The sequence below is a fragment of the Halomonas litopenaei genome (genome assembly GCF_017303055.1).
GTDB lineage: Bacteria > Pseudomonadota > Gammaproteobacteria > Pseudomonadales > Halomonadaceae > Halomonas > Halomonas litopenaei_A.
Window position 1 is genome coordinate 114502 of sequence record NZ_JAEKJT010000008.1, and the last position, 16821, is coordinate 131322.

At 64.3% G+C, this 16821-nt stretch carries 15 protein-coding genes; 14 read left to right on the forward strand and 1 reads right to left on the reverse strand.

Annotated features, from left to right (window positions below; all coding sequences use genetic code 11):
* Positions 1-33 precede the first annotated feature (33 nt).
* From JF545_RS16170 to JF545_RS16220, 11 genes are all read left to right on the forward strand, one after another.
* Positions 34-525 carry an Lrp/AsnC family transcriptional regulator gene (locus JF545_RS16170; protein WP_242520919.1) on the forward strand — a complete coding sequence of 164 codons (492 nt, stop codon included), beginning with the start codon at positions 34-36 and terminating at the stop codon, positions 523-525.
* On the forward strand, positions 522-1130 hold the full coding sequence (ahbB, locus tag JF545_RS16175) for a siroheme decarboxylase subunit beta (RefSeq protein ID WP_206943783.1): 609 nt from the start codon (positions 522-524) through the stop codon (positions 1128-1130). The genes JF545_RS16170 and ahbB (JF545_RS16175) overlap by 4 nt, the downstream gene beginning before the upstream one ends.
* A gap of 38 nt (positions 1131-1168) precedes the next feature.
* Positions 1169-1678, forward strand: coding sequence for an Lrp/AsnC family transcriptional regulator (locus tag JF545_RS16180; RefSeq protein ID WP_242520920.1), 510 nt, complete (start codon positions 1169-1171; stop codon positions 1676-1678).
* Positions 1653-2210 carry a siroheme decarboxylase subunit beta gene (gene ahbB, locus JF545_RS16185; RefSeq protein WP_206943784.1) on the forward strand — a complete coding sequence of 186 codons (558 nt, stop codon included), beginning with the start codon at positions 1653-1655 and terminating at the stop codon, positions 2208-2210. Before JF545_RS16180 ends, ahbB (JF545_RS16185) begins: the two co-directional genes overlap by 26 nt.
* Entirely contained in the window at positions 2198-3373 is a 1176-nt protein-coding gene (nirJ, locus tag JF545_RS16190) for a heme d1 biosynthesis radical SAM protein NirJ (protein ID WP_206943785.1), read from the forward strand. The genes ahbB (JF545_RS16185) and nirJ overlap by 13 nt, the downstream gene beginning before the upstream one ends.
* 13 nt (positions 3374-3386) lie before the next feature.
* Positions 3387-4190 (forward strand): uroporphyrinogen-III C-methyltransferase, encoded by an 804-nt coding sequence (gene cobA / locus JF545_RS16195; protein WP_206943786.1) that lies wholly within the window; start codon positions 3387-3389, stop codon positions 4188-4190.
* Complete coding sequence (locus JF545_RS16200) at positions 4187-5755, forward strand: nitrite reductase (protein WP_206943788.1); 1569 nt, start codon at positions 4187-4189, stop codon at positions 5753-5755. Before cobA ends, JF545_RS16200 begins: the two co-directional genes overlap by 4 nt.
* Positions 5756-5992: 237 nt before the next feature.
* Entirely contained in the window at positions 5993-7030 is a 1038-nt protein-coding gene (locus JF545_RS16205) for an amino acid ABC transporter substrate-binding protein (RefSeq protein ID WP_206943790.1), read from the forward strand.
* Positions 7031-7183: 153 nt separating this feature from the next.
* A complete protein-coding gene (locus tag JF545_RS16210; RefSeq protein WP_206943792.1) occupies positions 7184-8359 on the forward strand; it encodes an amino acid ABC transporter permease in 1176 nt (391 codons plus the stop codon).
* A gap of 94 nt (positions 8360-8453) precedes the next feature.
* A complete protein-coding gene (locus JF545_RS16215; protein ID WP_206943951.1) occupies positions 8454-9530 on the forward strand; it encodes an amino acid ABC transporter permease in 1077 nt (358 codons plus the stop codon).
* A 114-nt stretch (positions 9531-9644) separates the two neighbouring features.
* Entirely contained in the window at positions 9645-10373 is a 729-nt protein-coding gene (locus JF545_RS16220; RefSeq protein ID WP_206943953.1) for an amino acid ABC transporter ATP-binding protein, read from the forward strand.
* On the opposite strand, the gene JF545_RS16225 is transcribed toward JF545_RS16220, so the two are convergent.
* The gene (locus tag JF545_RS16225; protein ID WP_206943794.1) at positions 10351-11274 is read right to left on the reverse strand and encodes a LysR substrate-binding domain-containing protein; all 924 of its coding nucleotides are present in this window, start codon (positions 11272-11274) and stop codon (positions 10351-10353) included. The genes JF545_RS16220 and JF545_RS16225 overlap by 23 nt on opposite strands.
* 194 nt (positions 11275-11468) lie before the next feature.
* On the opposite strand from JF545_RS16225, the gene hglS reads away from it, so the two are divergent.
* From hglS to JF545_RS16240, 3 genes are all read left to right on the forward strand, one after another.
* The gene (gene hglS, locus JF545_RS16230; protein WP_206943795.1) at positions 11469-12806 is read left to right on the forward strand and encodes a 2-oxoadipate dioxygenase/decarboxylase HglS; all 1338 of its coding nucleotides are present in this window, start codon (positions 11469-11471) and stop codon (positions 12804-12806) included.
* Between the two features lie 148 nt (positions 12807-12954).
* On the forward strand, positions 12955-13716 hold the full coding sequence (locus JF545_RS16235; protein WP_206943796.1) for a sulfite exporter TauE/SafE family protein: 762 nt from the start codon (positions 12955-12957) through the stop codon (positions 13714-13716).
* Between the two features lie 172 nt (positions 13717-13888).
* Positions 13889-16786: an HD domain-containing phosphohydrolase gene (locus JF545_RS16240; protein WP_206943797.1), complete on the forward strand. Its 2898-nt coding sequence runs from the start codon at positions 13889-13891 to the stop codon at positions 16784-16786.
* The last annotated feature ends 35 nt before the right edge of the window (positions 16787-16821 follow it).

Genomic DNA, 16821 nt, shown 5'->3' on the forward strand with positions numbered 1-16821 from the left:
CGCCTGTCATTGAGCCTAGCTCGGGAGGTGACCATGACATCCGACGGCCTGGTGGCATGTCTGGACGACGTCGATCGCCGACTGCTTGATCGTTATCAACGCGGGCTGCCCCTGGTGGAGCGACCCTATGCGGCCATGGCCGAGTCCTTGGGGGTGACGGAACAGGCGCTGATCGAGCGTCTGACCCGGCTGACCGAGATGGGCATCATCGGACGCGTAGGAGCGGTGTTCAATCACCGTCAGGCCGGTGCCAGTGAGCTGGTGGCCGTGTCCGTGCCAGACCATCGCCGCGAGGCGGTGGCCGCCATCATCAGCGCCTGCCCCGGGGTCAACCACAACTACTGGCGCGAGCACCGCTACAACCTGTGGTTCGTGGTCACCGCACCGGATGACACCAGCCTCGAGCTCAGACTGACGCGGCTCGAGGCCCAGCTGCACACGCCGCTGCTGCGCTTACCCATGGTGCAGAGCTTTCATATCGATCTGGCGTTTGCACTGCCCTGGACAGAACTGGAGGACGCATGACGGAGGCTAGCGCAGGGCGATTCCAGGGGCTGTCTCAAGGGCTGTCCCAAGGGCTGTCCCAAGGGCTGTCCCGAGAACTGCTGGAAGGGCTGAGCGAACATGCCCTGGCGGGGGCGCCACACGAGCAGGACTGGCGTCACACCAGGCTGCGAGCCTGTCTGGAGCAGGGCCTGCCGCTGGTGCCCGAGCCGTTCAAGGCCCTGGCCGAGGAAACGGGACTGAGCGTCGGGGAAGTGCGCGCGCTGATCGGCTATTGGCAGCACAGTGGCCTGATCAAGCGTGTCGGTCTGGTGGTACGCCACCGCAGCCTGGGCCTCACCGCCAATGCCATGGTGGTGTGGAATCTGCCGGACGAACGCGTCGATGAGGTAGGTCGCCGTCTGGCCAGTGAGCCCCAGGTCACGCTGTGCTACCAGCGCCTGCGCCGTCCGGACTGGCCCTACAACCTGTACTGCATGATTCACGGGGTCCGACGCGAGCGCGTCGAGGCTCAGATTACGGCTCTGATCCAGCGCCACGCGCTTGAGCACGTCGAGCACCAGATACTTTTTAGCCGCCGCGCCTATTGCCAGCGTGGCGGTCGCTTCACCCCAGAGATGCCCTGAGCGGTATCGACCCATCCACTACCGGAGGAGCCATGAAGATGACTGCCTCGAATCACGGCTCCACGGACGGAACCACCAGTGCCCACGTTGATGTGGTGGCCAAGCTGACCCAGCAAGAGCGCGACATCATCAACCGGCTGCAGCGGGGCGTACCGCTGACGCCAGACCCCTACGGTGACCTGGCCCAGGAGCTTGGCATCACCTCTCGGCAACTGCTTGACAGCCTGCGCGACTTGCTCGAACGCGGCGTGCTCAGTCGTTTCGGGCCGATGTTTCAGGCTGAACGCATGGGCGGCGCGCTGAGCTTGGCCGCCATGGCGGTGCCCGAGCACGATGTCGAGCGGGTGGCAGCGATCGTCAATGCCTGCTCCGAGGTGGCGCACAACTACCAGCGCGAACACCGCTTCAACCTGTGGTTCGTGATCGCCAGTGACGAGCCTGGGCGTACCGCCGAGGTGATCACGGAGATCGAAGGTGCCAGCGGTTACGAGGTCATTCATCTGCCCAAGGAGGAGGAGTTCCATGTCCATCTCCATCTACCGGTCTGAGGATCGCACGGCGGCCAGCGCAGGCCGGCGTCTGGACGATGCTGACCTTGCCCTGATCGAGGCGACCCAGGACGGCTTGCCTCTGGTGGCCGACCCCTGGACCGCAGTCGGGGAGCGTATCGGCATGTGTGGCGAGGAAGTGCTGGCGCGCTTCCAGCGACTGCTGCTCACGGGAGTGCTGCGGCGCATGGCGGCGGTGCCCAACCACTACCGGCTGGGCTACCTGGCCAACGGCATGACGGTGTGGGATATCGATGACGCGCGGATAGCTGATATCGGTCGTCGTCTGGCGCAATGGCCCGGCGTCAGCCACTGCTACCGTCGACCCCGCCGCGGCCCCGACTGGCCCTACAACCTGTTCGTGATGCTGCATGGCCATCAGCGTGAGGAGGTCGAGCGCCAGGCCGAGCAACTGCGCGAGCTGATGGGAGACGCCTGCCGTGACCATCAGATCCTGTTCAGCACCCGCATTCTCAAGAAGACGGGACTGAGGCTGACGCGTCGGCAACGGGAGGCATCATGTTCCGAGTAACCCGCTACATCGACAGCCTGCTGCATCCGGCACCGTTGCCTCCCGCGCGCCAGCCGCCGGGGCCGGTGGTGATCTGGAATCTGATTCGCCGCTGCAACCTGACATGTCGTCACTGCTACACCGTATCGGCGGATATCGACTTCGCCGGCGAGCTGACCACCAACGAGGCGCTGGGGGTGCTCGATGACCTCAAGGCGTTCCATGTGCCCGCGCTGATTCTGTCCGGGGGCGAACCGTTGATGCGGCCGGACATCTTCACCCTGTCCCGCCATGCCAAGGCGCTGGGGCTCTATATCGGGCTATCCACCAACGGCACCCTGATCACCGAAGACAATATCGACGCCATCCAGAACGCCGGCTACGACTACGTCGGCATCAGCATCGATGGGCTTGAGGCGACTCACGACCAGATTCGCCAGCGCAAGGGCGCCTTCCGCGATTCCCTGGCCGCGGTGCGGCTGTGCAAGGATCGCGGCATCAAGGTGGGGCTGCGCTTCACCCTGACCCGGGACAACCATGCCCAGTTCGATGACATTCTGGCGCTGACCGCCGATCACGATGTGGACAAGTTCTACCTGTCCCACCTCAACTACGGGGGCCGCGGGCATCGTCATCGCAAGCACGATGCCTGGCACGACATGACCCGGGATGCCATGACGCGGCTGTTCGAGCGCTGCCGGGATGAGCTGGTCGCCGGTATCACCCGCGAGTACGTCACCGGCAACAACGATGCCGATGGGCCCTTCCTGCTGCGCTGGGCCAGCCAGCACTACCCGAATCGGGCGGTCGATCTCGAGGCACGCCTGCGCGCCTGGGGCGGCAACGCCAGCGGTGAATACATCGCCAATATCGACAACCTCGGCAACGTTCATCCTGACTCCTTCTGGTGGGATCACCACCTCGGCAATGTCCGCAGCCGTCCCTTCTCCGAGATATGGCGCCAGGCCGACGACCCCTTGATGCTGGGGTTCCGCACCCGACCAAGGCCGCTCAAGGGACGTTGCGGCGCTTGCCGTTACCTGGCCATCTGCAATGGCAACACGCGGGTTCGTGCCTTCAAGACTCAGGGGGATGCCTGGGCCGAGGATCCGGGCTGCTACCTCAGCAACGAAGAGATCGGCGTGGCTGACGCCTCTTCCTCGATGATTCTGACGTCCGCCTGAACGGGAGACCACCATGTTTATCCAAGCCCTCAAGGAGCAACTCGGTGAAGCGCCACTCTCCCCGGGAGAAGTCGCTATCGTGGGCGCAGGCCCCGGCGACCCTGGGCTTCTCACCCTGCGAGCTCTTTGCCTGCTCAACCAGGCCGACTGCCTCGTCTACGACCGCCTGGTGTCACCCGATGTCATGGCCTTGGCGCCGCAGGCGGCCCAGCGCTTCTATGTCGGCAAGGCGTCGCGCTGTCATGCCCTGACCCAGGACGAGACCAACCAGCTGCTGGTACGCCTGGCGGTGACCGGCAAGCGCGTGGTGCGTCTCAAGGGTGGCGACCCCTTCATCTTCGGTCGCGGCGGTGAAGAGGCCGAGATGCTGGTGGACAACGGTATTCCGTTTCGCGTCGTGCCGGGCATCACTTCGGCCCAGGGCTGCAGTGCCTACGCGGGCTTTCCATTGACCCATCGCGACTACGCGCAGGGTGTGACCTTTGTCACTGGGCATGCCCGTGCCGATGGCAGCCTGAACCTGGACTGGCCCGCGCTGGCCAGTCGTCGGCACACCCTGGTGTTCTATATGGGGCTGACCAATGCCGAGCTGATTCGCCAAGAGCTGCTGGCCAACGGCATGCCGTCACGGCTCCCGGTGGCGTTGATCGAACGCGGCACCACGCCGCAGCAGCGACGGATCATCACGACCCTGGACCGCCTGCCGGACACCATCCGCGACGAGTCGCTGACGCCGCCTACGCTGATCGTGGTGGGTGAAGTGGTGTCACTGGCTGCACGCCTCGACGCAGGCTGTCTGGCGGAGGCGGTGGCATGAAGCTCGCAGGGCTGCTCGGTGCGGCGCTCCTGGGTGTGATGCCGGGGCTGGCCATGGCGGCGACCACCGCCGGCAGTGCGGCACCGTCGCCGCTCTATCAGGAACACTGTGCCAGTTGCCATGGGGCCGACCGCCTGGGTGCCATGGGGCCGGCGCTATTGCCTCAGAACCTGGGGCGGATCAAGCCCGAGGAAGTGCGGCAGGTGATTGCCGAGGGACGCCCGGCCACCCAGATGCCGGGGTTTGCCGATGTTCTGGACGCCGCACAGGTCGATACCCTGAGCGACTGGGTACTCAGTGATCCGCCGGTAACGCCGGACTGGACGCTGGACGACATCCGTGCCAGTCAGGTGGTGACGCATCCCTTGGGGAGCCTCGACGACAGCCCCGAGTTCGACGCTGATCCCCAGAATCTGTTTGTGGTGGTGGAGACCGGCGATCACCATGCCAGCGTGCTGGACGGTGACACCTTCGAGCGCTTGGCCCGCTTTCCTACCCGCTTTGCCCTGCACGGCGGTCCCAAGTACAGCCCCGATGGTCGCTATGTCTATTTCGGCTCCCGCGATGGCTGGATCACCAAGTTCGACCTCTACCACTTTGAGGTAGTGGCAGAAGTGCGCGCAGGCATCAATATGCGCAATATCGCGGTGTCTGCCGACGGCCTTTATGTGATGGCCGCCAACACCCTGCCGGGCAATCTGGTGCTGTTCGATGCCCACGAGCTTGACCCGTTGCGGGTCTATCCCGCCGTCGATAGCGAGGGTCATGGCTCCCGGGTCAGCGCCGTCTATGCCGCGCCTCCTCGTCATAGCTTCATCGCCGCGCTCAAGGACGTGAAGGAAGCCTGGGAAATCCCCTGGCCGGTCGCTCCGGAGCCGGTGGTGGCTACCGGCCATATGGCCGAACCGCTCAGTGATGCTGGCCTGCCCGCGACGGACAGCTTCGAGGTGCGCCGGATTCCCGTACCGGACTACCTGGACGACTTCTTCTTTGACCCTGAGTACCGGCGCCTGATCGGTGCCTCCCGGGGCGGCAGCGGCGCCATGGTCATCGATCTGAACAGCGGCGCCAAGCTCGCCGACCTGCCGCTGTCAGGGATGCCGCACCTGGGCTCCGGGATTACCTGGGAGACCGGCGGTCGCCGGGTGATGGCGATTCCCCACCTGGCCAAGGCAGAAGTGTCGATCATTGATATGGACGACTACTCCCTGGTGAAGACGCTGCATACCGACGGCCCCGGCTTTTTCATGCGCAGTCACGCCAACTCCCGCTACGCCTGGACCGATGTCTTCTTTGGCCCGAACCGGGACCGCGTCCACGTGATCGACAAGGATCGCCTCGAGATCGTGGAGACGCTGATCCCTGAGCCCGGCAAGACTTCTGCCCACGTGGAATTCGACCGCAACGGCGAGACGCTGCTGCTGAGCCTGTGGGAGCGCGATGGCGCGGTGATCGCCTACGACGCCGACACCCTGGAGGAAATCACCCGCATTCCCATGGACAAGCCATCGGGCAAGTACAACGTGTGGAACAAGACCCACTACGAAGAGGGCACCTCGCATTGACTGGCCAGGCCCTCCGCCGGCGCCGGGCGGCGCCGCTGGGCCGGCGATCGGATGGCTGACAGGCTTGGCCGAAAGGTGCCTGCTTCAATCCAACGTTTAAAACAATCGTCGCAGTCAGGATTGACCCGCCAGGGTCGGGCTCGGATAGTGGAAAGGTGCATTACGCCCACACGGAGACCCCGCGTGACCAGTGCATCGGCTCACGCCGGGCTTCCATACACCTCTGGAGCTGAATCCATGCGACACAATAACAAGACGTTGCTGAACCTCTCTCTTGCTGCAGCTGCTGCCATGGCGCTTGGCGCTGCCAGCAGTGCCTCTGCGGCCACCCTGGACGACGTGTCCTCTCGCGGTGAGCTGCACTGTGGCGTCAACGTGGGCCTGTCGGGCTTTTCCTCGCCGGATGAAAACGGCAAGTGGCAGGGTCTCGACGTAGAAACCTGCCGAGCGATTTCCGCTGCGGTATTCGGTGACGCCGACAAGGTGGTCTACACCCCGCTGACCGCCAAGGAGCGCTTTACCGCGCTGCAGTCCGGCGAAATCGATGTGCTCTCGCGCAATACCACCTGGACCGCGACCCGTGACAACTCGCTGGGACTCAATTTCACCACCACCACCTTCTATGACGGTCAGGGCTTCATGGTGGCCAAGGATCTGGGTATCGGCAGCCTCGAGGACCTGAACGGCGCCTCTATCTGCATCCAGTCCGGCACCACCCACGAGCTCAACCTGGCGGATTACTTCCCGGCCAAGGGCATCGACATCAACACCGTGACCTTCGATACCCCGGACCAGACCGCGTCGGGCTTCGCCAGCGGCCGCTGTGACGTGCTCACCTCGGACACCTCTCAGCTCAGCGCCCTGCGCCTGCAGCTGCCGGAGCCTGACAGCGTCGAAATCCTGACCGAGCTGATTTCCAAGGAACCGCTGGGCCCGGTTGTCGCCCAGGGTGACGATCAGTGGTTCGATATCGTCAAGTGGACGGTCTTCGCCATGGTCAATGCCGAGGAGCTGGGGATCACCCGCGACAACGTCGAGCAAATGAAAAATGATCCGCCCAACCCCCAGGTGGCGCGTCTGCTCGGCGTTGATGGCACCTACGGTGAGCAGCTTGGCCTGTCCAATGACTGGGCCTACAACATCGTGTCTCAGGTCGGGAACTACGGTGAAGTGTTTGCCGATACCGTCGGCGAGAACTCTCCGTTGGGCATCAGCCGTGGCATGAATGCGCTGTGGAACGAGGGTGGCATCCTCTACGCGCCGCCGATCCGCTGAGACCAGGGCGGGCCTGACCAGGCCCGTCTTGACCCTGCGGGGTTGCTAGCGCCCTGAGCGAGGGCGGTGAACGGCCTCGCTCAGCCCCCCGTACGACGCGGCCCTGGCGAGTGCCGGGGCCGTCCGAGTTCCTGCGGATCGAGTGATGCCACCATGTCCACCCCCCCTATTGAACGGACGCCGCTGTGGCGGCGCCCCGCCTTTCGTGCGCTGATCATTCAGGCGCTGCTGCTGGCAGGCCTTGTGGCACTGATCGCGATGATGATTGGCAACGCCCTGACCAACCTAGAGGCCAGGGGTATCACCACTGGCTTTGCGTTTCTTGGCGAGCGCTCCGGCTTCTCGATTCCCCAGACGCTGATCGACTATTCCGGCGACAGCAGCTATGCCCGTACCTTCGTGGTGGGGCTTTTGAATACGCTGCTGGTGTCGGCGCTCGGGATCATTGCGGCCACCCTTATCGGCTTTGCCGTGGGCATCGCCAGGCTGTCGCCCAATTGGCTTTTGGCCCGTCTGGCCGCTGCCTTTGTCGAGATCTTTCGTAACATCCCCCTGCTGGTACAGATCCTGTTCTGGTACTTCGCGGTGCTTCAGGCCTTGCCCAGCCCACGTCAAAGCCTGTCGCTGTTCGAGGCCTTCTTTCTCAACGTGAGAGGGCTGATCGTGCCGGCACCGGTGCCGGAGCCGGGCTTTGGACTGACCCAGCTGGCTGTGCTGGTGGCAGTGGTTGCGGTCGTGGTGCTGGGACGCTACGCCAAACGCCTGCAGCAGCGCACCGGCAAGGCTCTGCCCGTCTACTGGCTCGGTGCCGGGCTGATCATCGGCCTGCCACTGGTGGTATTTGTCGCCAGCGGTATGCCGCTCGGCTGGGAGACGCCTGCCCTCAAGGGCTTCAACTTCGCCGGTGGTGTCACCATCATTCCTGAGTTGATGGCGCTGTGGCTGGCACTATCGATCTACACCGCATCGTTCATCGCGGAAATCGTGCGTTCCGGCATCCAGTCGGTACCCAAGGGGCAGGTCGAGGCGTCCCGGGCCATCGGCCTGCCAGGCAATATCACCCTGCGCAAGGTGGTGATTCCCCAAGCCATGCGGGTGATCGTGCCGCAGTTGACCAGTCAGTACCTGAACCTGATCAAGAACTCGTCGCTGGCCACCGCCATCGGCTATCCCGACCTGGTGGCAGTGTTCGCCGGGACCAGCCTGAACCAGACCGGCCAGGCCATCGAGATCATTGCCATGACCATGGCGGTCTACCTGACCATCAGCCTGGTGGTGTCGGCGTTGATGAACGTCTACAACGCCCGCACCCTGTTGAAGGAGCGCTAAGATGACGGACCACCCCAAGCCTCCTTCCCAGTCGCCGATCCATCCGCCGAGCGACGATTCGCTCGTGCCGGGAGCGCTCTCCACCGAGCACACCATGATCGCGGCCCGGCCAGCCCCCGTGTCGCGGCACGGTGTCAGCGGTTGGCTGCGCAGTCGGCTGTTCTCCACGCCGCTGAATTCCGTCGTCTCGCTGATCACCCTGGTGGTGATGCTGTGGGCACTGGCGCCGCTGGTGCAGTGGGCCATCATCGACGCCGACTGGATCGGCACTACCCGCGACGCCTGTACCGGTGAGGGCGCCTGCTGGGTCTTCATCAGCGCTCGCTTCGAGACCATCGTCTATGGGTTCTATCCCGTGGCGGAACGTTATCGGGTGGATATCACCCTGGCGCTGCTGGTGGCGACCATTGCTTGGCTGGTGATCCCGCGGATGCCGGCCAAGCGCTGGGTCGTGATCTTTGCCCTGGTCGGCTTTCCGTTGATCGCCTGGGTGCTGCTGCTGGGCGGCAGCTTCGGTTTGCCTGCCGTCCCTACCCGGCAGTGGGGCGGCCTGATGCTGACCTTGACGGTGGCCATCGTGGGGATTGTCGGCTCCTTGCCCCTGGGCGTGATCCTGGCGCTTGGGCGTCGCTCGCAGATGCCTCTGGTGCGCAGCCTGTCGGTGGTGTTCATCGAGTTCTGGCGAGGCGTGCCGTTGATCACCGTGCTGTTCATGGCCTCGGTGATGTTGCCGCTGTTCGTGCCCAGCGAGGTGGAGTTCGACAAGCTGCTGCGGGCGCTGATCGGCATCATGTTCTTCTGGAGCGCCTACATGGCCGAGGTGGTGCGAGGTGGTCTGCAGGCCATTCCACGCGGCCAGGAAGAGGCGGCCAAGGCGCTGGGGCTTGGCTACTGGCGGCGGATGGGGCTGATCATCCTGCCCCAGGCGCTGAAGCTGGTGATTCCCGGCATCGTCAACACCTTCATCGCACTGTTCAAGGACACGTCCCTGGTGTTGATCATCGGTTTGTTCGACCTGCTCGCGATCATTCGCGCCGGGCTCACCGATACCAACTGGCTGGGTTTTGCCACCGAGGGCTATGTGTTCGCTGCGTTGATGTTCTGGATCTTCTGCTTCGGCATGTCCAGGTACAGCCAGTACATCGAACGTCGCCTGCATACCGGGCACTGACAACAGCGGGCCGGAGGCACCTATGGGGTGTCTCCTGGCCGATACCAAGACAAGTGACAGGGGGACGCCGCCATGACGGCCCAAGCGACCAGTGCAGCCAGCAATGATGCGCCGATGATCGAGATCAGCGGACTCAACAAGTGGTATGGAGATTTTCACGTGCTCAGGGATATCGACCTGAGCGTCAAACCCGGTGAGCGCATCGTGATCTGCGGCCCTTCCGGGTCCGGCAAGTCAACGTTGATTCGCTGTATCAACCATCTGGAGGAGCACCAGCAGGGCAGCATCACGGTGGGTGGGGTTCACATGACCCAGGACGTCAAGCGTATCGAACAGATTCGCCGTCACGTGGGTATGGTGTTCCAGCACTTCAACCTGTTTCCCCATCTATCGGTGCTCGACAACTGCTGCATCGCTCAGACCTGGGTACAGAAGAAGCCCCGGCGCGAGGCCGAGGCGACCGCGATGGAGTTTCTCGAACGGGTGCAGATCGCCAACCAGGCCCACAAGTATCCCGGCCAGCTGTCCGGCGGCCAGCAGCAGCGCGTTGCCATCGCCCGTGCCCTGTGCCTGCGCCCGGAGGTGATGCTGTTTGATGAGCCCACCTCGGCGCTGGACCCGGAGATGATCAAGGAAGTGCTGGATGTGATGATCGAGCTGGCCCGGGAGGGCATGACCATGCTCTGCGTGACCCACGAGATGGGCTTCGCCAAGACCGTGGCGGATCGGGTCATCTTCATGGATCAGGGGCAGATCATCGAACAGGCACCTCCCGAGGAGTTCTTCAACAACCCCCGGTCGGAGCGCACCCAGCTATTTCTCAGCCAGATTCTGGGTCACTGACGGGGTCGCCCACCGCATGGTCCTGACGGCCGTCGGCGGCGGTCGTCAGGTGCTCGATGAAGCACCGAACGCGGGCCAGTTCGCCCAGTGGTTCCGGCGTCACCAGGTAGTAGGCGTCGGCACTGCTCATGACCCGTGGCGAGGCGAGGGCGAGGCGTCCATCGGCGAGCTCCGGCTCGATCAGCAGGCGTGGAATAAGCGCCAGGCCAGCGCCCTCGATGGCCAACCGAATCAAGGTATGAAAGGTGTCGACCCGTACGCCGTGGTAGCTGCGCTGACGGTGGATGCCCTGGTCAGCGAACCAGCGATGCCAGGCGTCAGGCCGCGTCGTCAGATGCAACAGCCGAGCCTGATCCAGCTGTGGGGTACGCGGCAAGCGCGAAGGTGCCCCAACCGCTACCACCTCCTCATCGCAGAGCCAGTGGCAGTCCAGCCCCGGCCAGCGCCCGTGGCCGTGAAACACGGCCACATCGATACCGTCGCCGGTCAGGTCGAAGGCTTCGCTACGGTCGCTCAGATGCAGGGTGATGTCGGGATGAGCCTGCAGAAAGTCAGGTAATCTCGGCGCCAGCCAGCGACTTCCGAAGGTGGGCAGGGTCGCGACTTTCAGCACGTCCCCGGCACCGTGGTAGGTCAGGATGGTGTTGGTCGACATTTCCATCTGCGCCAGGATCTTGCGCACCTCTGAGAGGTACAGCGAGCCCTCCGGCGTCAGCACCAGCTGACGTCGCAGACGGCGGAACAGGGCGTGCTGTAACAGGGTTTCCAGCTGGGCGACCTGTTTGCTCACGGCGCTCTGGGTCATCGCCAGCTCCTGGGCTGCCCGGGTAAAGCTCAGATGGCGGGCCGCCGCTTCAAAGCACAGTAGGGTCGTGGTAGAGGGAAGGTGTCTGGGTTTCATAAGTTTCTGGACTGACAAGGCCGAGCATGACGATGGCCGGGATCGATATGGCCCGCCAACCGCCCTATCGGGGGGGCGGTGCGGTGCTTTGCATTCCTTTTTTTCATGCTAGCAGCGTTTTTTTTCGTTTGTCGCGGCTATTTGTCTCTGGTCTCATCGCAGGGTCCATCGCTCTAGTCAGGAGACTTGCCGGAATGTCAGCCGATATCGTGACCGCCAACGAGATTCGCCAGCGCTTTGCCAGCGCCATGTCGGACATGTATCAGGCAGAGGTACCACAGTATGGCGCCCTGCTGACCCTGGTGGCCGAGGTGAACCGGGACACCCTGGCCGCCGACCCGGCACTGGCCGCAAGACTTGAGGCCAGCGGTGAGCTGTCGCGCCTGGACGTGGAGCGGCATGGCGCCATTCGGGTGGGTACCGCCGAGGAACTGGCGACGTTGAGGCGGCTTTTCGCGGTAATGGGCATGTTCCCGGTGGGCTACTACGACCTGTCCGAGGCCGGGGTGCCGGTCCATTCCACCGCTTTCCGGCCGATTGACGAGTCCGCCCTGAGCCACAACCCGTTTCGCTTGTTCACCTCGCTGCTGCGCCTGGATCTGATCGAAGACGCCGAACTGAGGGACTTGGCCAGCGATATCCTCAGCCGGCGAGATATCTTCACCCCCGCCGTGCGTGAGCTGATCGCCATCCACGAGGCCGAGGGCGGGCTGACCGATGCCCAGGCCGACCGCTTCGTGGCTGAGGCGCTGGAGACGTTTCGTTGGCATCATGACGCGACGGTGGATCGTGCCACCTATGATCGCCTGCACGCGGCACATCGTCTGATCGCAGACGTCGTGTGTTTCCGCGGTCCGCACATCAACCATCTGACGCCCCGCACCCTGGATATCGATGAGGCGCAGCGGCGGATGCCCGCCCATGGCATGACACCCAAGGCGGTGATCGAGGGACCGCCTCGGCGCCAGGTGCCGATCCTGCTGCGCCAGACCAGTTTCAAGGCGCTGGAGGAAACCACGCACTTTCTCGGCGCTGATCAAGGGGCGCATACGGCGCGGTTTGGCGAGATCGAGCAGCGAGGCATTGCCCTGACGCCAAAGGGCAGGGCGCTCTACGACCGGCTGTTGGCCGAGTCTCGCGAGGCCACAAAGGGATTGGACAACGAGGCCCACCAGCGTCGCCTTGCCGAGGTCTTTGCGGACTTCCCCGACGATGACAGCGTGCTGCGCCGGGAGGGGCTGGCCTACTTTCACTACCGTGCCGTGGCGGAGCTTGACGACGGAGCCGGTCTCGAGCAGTGGATCGCTGCCGGCAAGGTCATGGCCGACCCCTTGACCTACGAGGACTTCCTGCCGGTGTCGGCGGCCGGCATCTTCCAGTCCAACCTGGGCGGTGAAGCTAGCGCCGTGACCCAGGGCAATGCCAATCGCGAGGCGTTCGAGTTGGCGCTGGGGGCATCGGTCATCGATGAGCTCGACCAGTATGCTCGCCGGGAGCGTGCGTCCTTGGCTGCCCTGGGCGTTGATGCCTGAGCGATCGATATCTGGCCGTTTGATGTGCCTGCACGATGTCTGTTCGATGTATGGGCGTGCCGTGAGCTGACTCGCGAGGCGTGCGCCACGACCCTGCGATATAAGGTAGGCTAAGGGACCCTGCCTCATCTTGCTGGAGTCCCTTGCCATGGATTGGCTTGCCGTCCTGTCGCCCTTGCCGCCGCTCGTCAGCCTGGGGCTGATTCTGCTGTCAGGGTTCACTTCGCTGGTCAGCGCCTCCCTCGGGGTAGGCGGAGGCACGCTGCTGATCGTGACCATGGCGCAGGTGATGCCGGCAGCTGCGCTGATTCCCGTCCACGGCATGGTCCAGCTCGGTTCCAATGGGGGGCGCCTGGTCATGAGCTGGCGTCACCTCCACTGGCCGCTGCTGCTGGCGTTTCTCCCGGGTGCGGGGGTGGGGGCCCTGGTCGCGAGCTGGCTGCTGATTCGCTTGCCGACAGGCCTGCTGGAACTGACCATCGCCGCCTTCGTCCTTTACACCCTGTGGGGGCCCGGCCTGCCCAAGCGGGCGCTAGGGCGCTGGGGTACCGGCATCGCTGGCGCTGTTACGACCTTGTTGTCCAGCTTTGTCGGCGCCAGCGGCCCCATGGTGGCGGCCTTCATCAAGCAGCATGGCAATCCTCGCCAGACCACCGTGGCCACCTTTGCGGCCTGCATGACCTTCCAGCATCTCACCAAGGCATTCGTCTTCGGGGCGGCCGGCTTTCTGTTTGCCGATTGGCTGGCGTTGATCGTCGCGATGGTTGCCATGGGCGTGGTCGGTACCTGGCTGGGACTGCGCCTGCTCAACCGCCTCTCTGAGCATCGCTTCGATCATGGCTTTCGACTGGTGCTGACGGCGCTGTCTCTGCGCCTGGTGTGGTTAGGTCTGTCGCGCCTGCTGGCGTGAGCGATGAAGGCGCCCAGGGGCCCTTGGGGCGCTCTGTCCCAGTGCCTGCAAGGACAAAAGAAGCGAGCGATATACCGCCTAGTAGGTAGTCTCTCCAGGCCCCCAGGACGGCGAATTGGCATAGAGTGATAGATTCCTGTCACCCAGCCACAGCCTCTTTCGAGTCGTCTTGATGCGCCTGCCTTTCCATCGAGAACAGCCCATACAGCTACTGATCGCTGCCTCCATCGTCGGCATGATGCTGGTGCTGGCGGGGCTGTTGCTGTGGCAGTCGTGGTACCAGGCGAGAGCCTCGCTGGTGCAGTCGCTGGAGCGGACCAGTCAGCAGCTGTCGACGATGGTGGAAGTGCGAACGCAGGCTCTGCTGGAGCCCGCTCGCGCCATGCTCGGGGTGCTGGTCAGCGAAGCGGACGTGGACAAGTTCCACAGCACCAGCGGCGCCAATATGCTGCAGCTGCTGGCGGCCGCGGTAGGGGCCCAGGAGGTACTCGGCAGCGCCTACATCGGCAGCGACACCGGCGACTTCTTGATGGTGCGGCTGATCGAGCGTATTTCTCCCACGGCCATTCCTGCCGAGGTTGACCTGACCGGCGGTATCTACCTGACCCTGGTCCTGCACGGCGACTCCGGGGCCCCGCAGGGGTTGGCCAGTCGCCGGCAGGAGGAGGGCTACTGGCAGGTGCTGGATGGCCAGCTGCGTGAGATGCGTCGGTATCCGGTGGTCGACTACGGCTTCGACCCGAGGACGCGCCCCTGGTATCGCGACGCGGAAACCGATTTTCTGCCGCACCTGTCGGACCCTTATACCTTCTTCACCAACGGCGAGCAGGGAGTCACCCTGTCGCAACGTTCCCACAGTGGCCGGGCCGTGCTGGGTATCGACATGACCTCAGAGGACCTGGGCCACGAGATTCAGCGATTTTCCACCGAGCCCGGGTCTCGTCTGGCCATCACCACGCCGGATGGGCTCTTGTTGGCGCATGACATCGACCAGGGCCAGGCGCCGCTGCCGGGTACCACGCTCAGCGATCTTGGCGATACCCCGTTGGTGACGCTGAGATCGCTGAATGTCATTGAGCGGCCAGTGCGCTTTGCTCACGGCGACCAGCAATGGTGGGGGCTGGCGCTGTCATTCGACATGCTGGGCAGTCGCCTGGCCTGGCTGCTGGTGGCCACTCCAGAGGCCGAGCTGATGGCCAGCATGCGGGAATCACTGTGGCATCGCCTGTTGCTGTCTCTTGGTCTGGTCACGCTGATGGTGCCGATGGGCATCCTGTTGGCTCATCGCCTGGGACGACCGCTACGGGCCCTGGCCCAGCAGGTGCGCACTATCTCGGATTTCAACCTGGAGGCCTATCGTGGCGTGGAGTCATGGGTGAGTGAGGTATCGCACCTGTCCCGGGCTCTGGACACCCTGGTGCACCGGGCCGGCAAGTTTCAGCAGATCAACCGGATACTGGGGCGCGAGCAGGGCCTTGATGCCATGCTCGAAGCGATACTCGGGGAGCTGCTCAGCGTGACCGGTAGCCACCATGGGATGATCTATCTGGCCGACGAGGTTCGGGCTGATCGCTTCGTGGCCACCGCCGAAGCAGGATGCGCTGACGCATCGGAGCCGCTGCCCGAGGCCCTCGAGATTGCCACTGCCAGTGGCCCACTGGCCGAGGTGCGCGAACAGCTGGAGGCGAGGGGGTATCTGGTGCAGTCGCTGCGTGATCGTGCCGACAAGCGCCTGGGCGTGCTGTTGCTGGCTCGCCCACGGCGCGATCACAACGATGGTCGCTGGCGCAACTTTGTCGCCGAAGTCTCCTCGGTAGCGGCGGTGGCGATCGATATGCGGCGCCTGCTGGAAGCCGAGGCTCGCCTGTTGGATGCGATGATCCAGCTGGTGGCCAAGGCCACGGATGCCAAGTCTCCCCATACGGGAGGCCACTGTTCACGAGTGCCGCAGCTGGCCGAGATGCTGATCGACGAGGTGGACAAGGCCACCCAGGGGCCTTTCGCCGCCATCAGTCTGAGCGATGACCAGCGGGCGACCTTTCATCTGGCCGCCTGGCTGCATGACTGTGGCAAGCTGACCACCCCTGACCACATCATGGAAAAAGCCACCAAGCTGGAGACCCGCTATAACCGGATTCATGAAGTGCGGACCCGCTTTGAAGTGCTGTGGCGGGACGCCGATGTGGACTATTGGCGGGGGCTGGCCGAGGGCCGTGATGCGACAACCCTGGCAGCGACGCGTTTACAGCGCCGCCAGGAGCTTAGCGATGCCTTCGCCTGTGTCGCCAGGGCCAACCAGGGCGGCGAGACGATGGGAGAAGCGTTGCAGCAGCGCCTGGTGGAGATCGGCAGCTGGTGCTGGCAGCGGCATTTCGATGATCGGCTGGGGCTGTCCAAGGCCGAGCTGGCCCAGCTGGTCGATGAGCCGGTGCACCCGCTGCCAGCCCAGGAGCAGCTGCTCGCTGATCAGCCCCGTCATCGCCTGGCCTGGCAGCGCGCCTGTCCGCCGGTGCACCCGGAAGATCCCCTCAACCGCTGGGGCTTTGCCATGCAGCCCCCAGCCCTGGCCGAGCACCAGGGCGAGCTGTACAACCTGAGCGTGCCTCGCGGCACCCTCAATGATGTCGAACGCTTTCGCATGCAGGAGCATGTGATCCAGACCATCATCATGCTCGAGTCGCTGCCGTGGCCGGCCCACCTGCGGCGGGTGCCGGAAATCGCCGGCAATCATCATGAGCGCATGGACGGCCGCGGCTACCCGCGCCAGGTCAAGCTCAGCGAGGCCAGCATTGAAGAGCGCGTCATGGCGCTGGCCGACGTGTTCGAGGCGCTGACCGCCTCTGATCGTCCCTACAAGGTCGGGCTCTCCCTGTCCCGCGCGCTGGAGATCCTGGCGGACATGGTCAGCGAGGGACACCTGGATGCCCAGCTCTTCCTGCTGCTGCTGGATAGCGGCGTATGGCGTCGCTACGCCGACAGCTTTGTCGCGAGCCGACAGCGCGATGATGTCGATCTGGCGGCGATCAAGGCGCGTGCCACACGACCGGCGTCCTCCCACCTGGGGTGCTGACCCCCAGCCCCCCTTCATGGCGGTGTAAGCAGGCA

Excerpts from the sequence above, each read along its gene's own strand:
- JF545_RS16170 (WP_242520919.1), top strand. The coding sequence starts at position 34 with ATGACATCCGACGGCCTGGTGGCATGTCTGGACGACGTCGATCGCCGA.
- ahbB (WP_206943783.1), top strand. The coding sequence starts at position 522 with ATGACGGAGGCTAGCGCAGGGCGATTCCAGGGGCTGTCTCAAGGGCTG.
- JF545_RS16180 (WP_242520920.1), top strand. The coding sequence starts at position 1,169 with ATGACTGCCTCGAATCACGGCTCCACGGACGGAACCACCAGTGCCCAC.
- ahbB (WP_206943784.1), top strand. The coding sequence starts at position 1,653 with ATGTCCATCTCCATCTACCGGTCTGAGGATCGCACGGCGGCCAGCGCA.
- nirJ (WP_206943785.1), top strand. The coding sequence starts at position 2,198 with ATGTTCCGAGTAACCCGCTACATCGACAGCCTGCTGCATCCGGCACCG.
- cobA (WP_206943786.1), top strand. The coding sequence starts at position 3,387 with ATGTTTATCCAAGCCCTCAAGGAGCAACTCGGTGAAGCGCCACTCTCC.
- JF545_RS16200 (WP_206943788.1), top strand. The coding sequence starts at position 4,187 with ATGAAGCTCGCAGGGCTGCTCGGTGCGGCGCTCCTGGGTGTGATGCCG.
- JF545_RS16205 (WP_206943790.1), top strand. The coding sequence starts at position 5,993 with ATGCGACACAATAACAAGACGTTGCTGAACCTCTCTCTTGCTGCAGCT.
- JF545_RS16210 (WP_206943792.1), top strand. The coding sequence starts at position 7,184 with ATGTCCACCCCCCCTATTGAACGGACGCCGCTGTGGCGGCGCCCCGCC.
- JF545_RS16215 (WP_206943951.1), top strand. The coding sequence starts at position 8,454 with ATGATCGCGGCCCGGCCAGCCCCCGTGTCGCGGCACGGTGTCAGCGGT.
- JF545_RS16220 (WP_206943953.1), top strand. The coding sequence starts at position 9,645 with ATGATCGAGATCAGCGGACTCAACAAGTGGTATGGAGATTTTCACGTG.
- JF545_RS16225 (WP_206943794.1), bottom strand. The coding sequence starts at position 11,274 with ATGAAACCCAGACACCTTCCCTCTACCACGACCCTACTGTGCTTTGAA.
- hglS (WP_206943795.1), top strand. The coding sequence starts at position 11,469 with ATGTCAGCCGATATCGTGACCGCCAACGAGATTCGCCAGCGCTTTGCC.
- JF545_RS16235 (WP_206943796.1), top strand. The coding sequence starts at position 12,955 with ATGGATTGGCTTGCCGTCCTGTCGCCCTTGCCGCCGCTCGTCAGCCTG.
- JF545_RS16240 (WP_206943797.1), top strand. The coding sequence starts at position 13,889 with ATGCGCCTGCCTTTCCATCGAGAACAGCCCATACAGCTACTGATCGCT.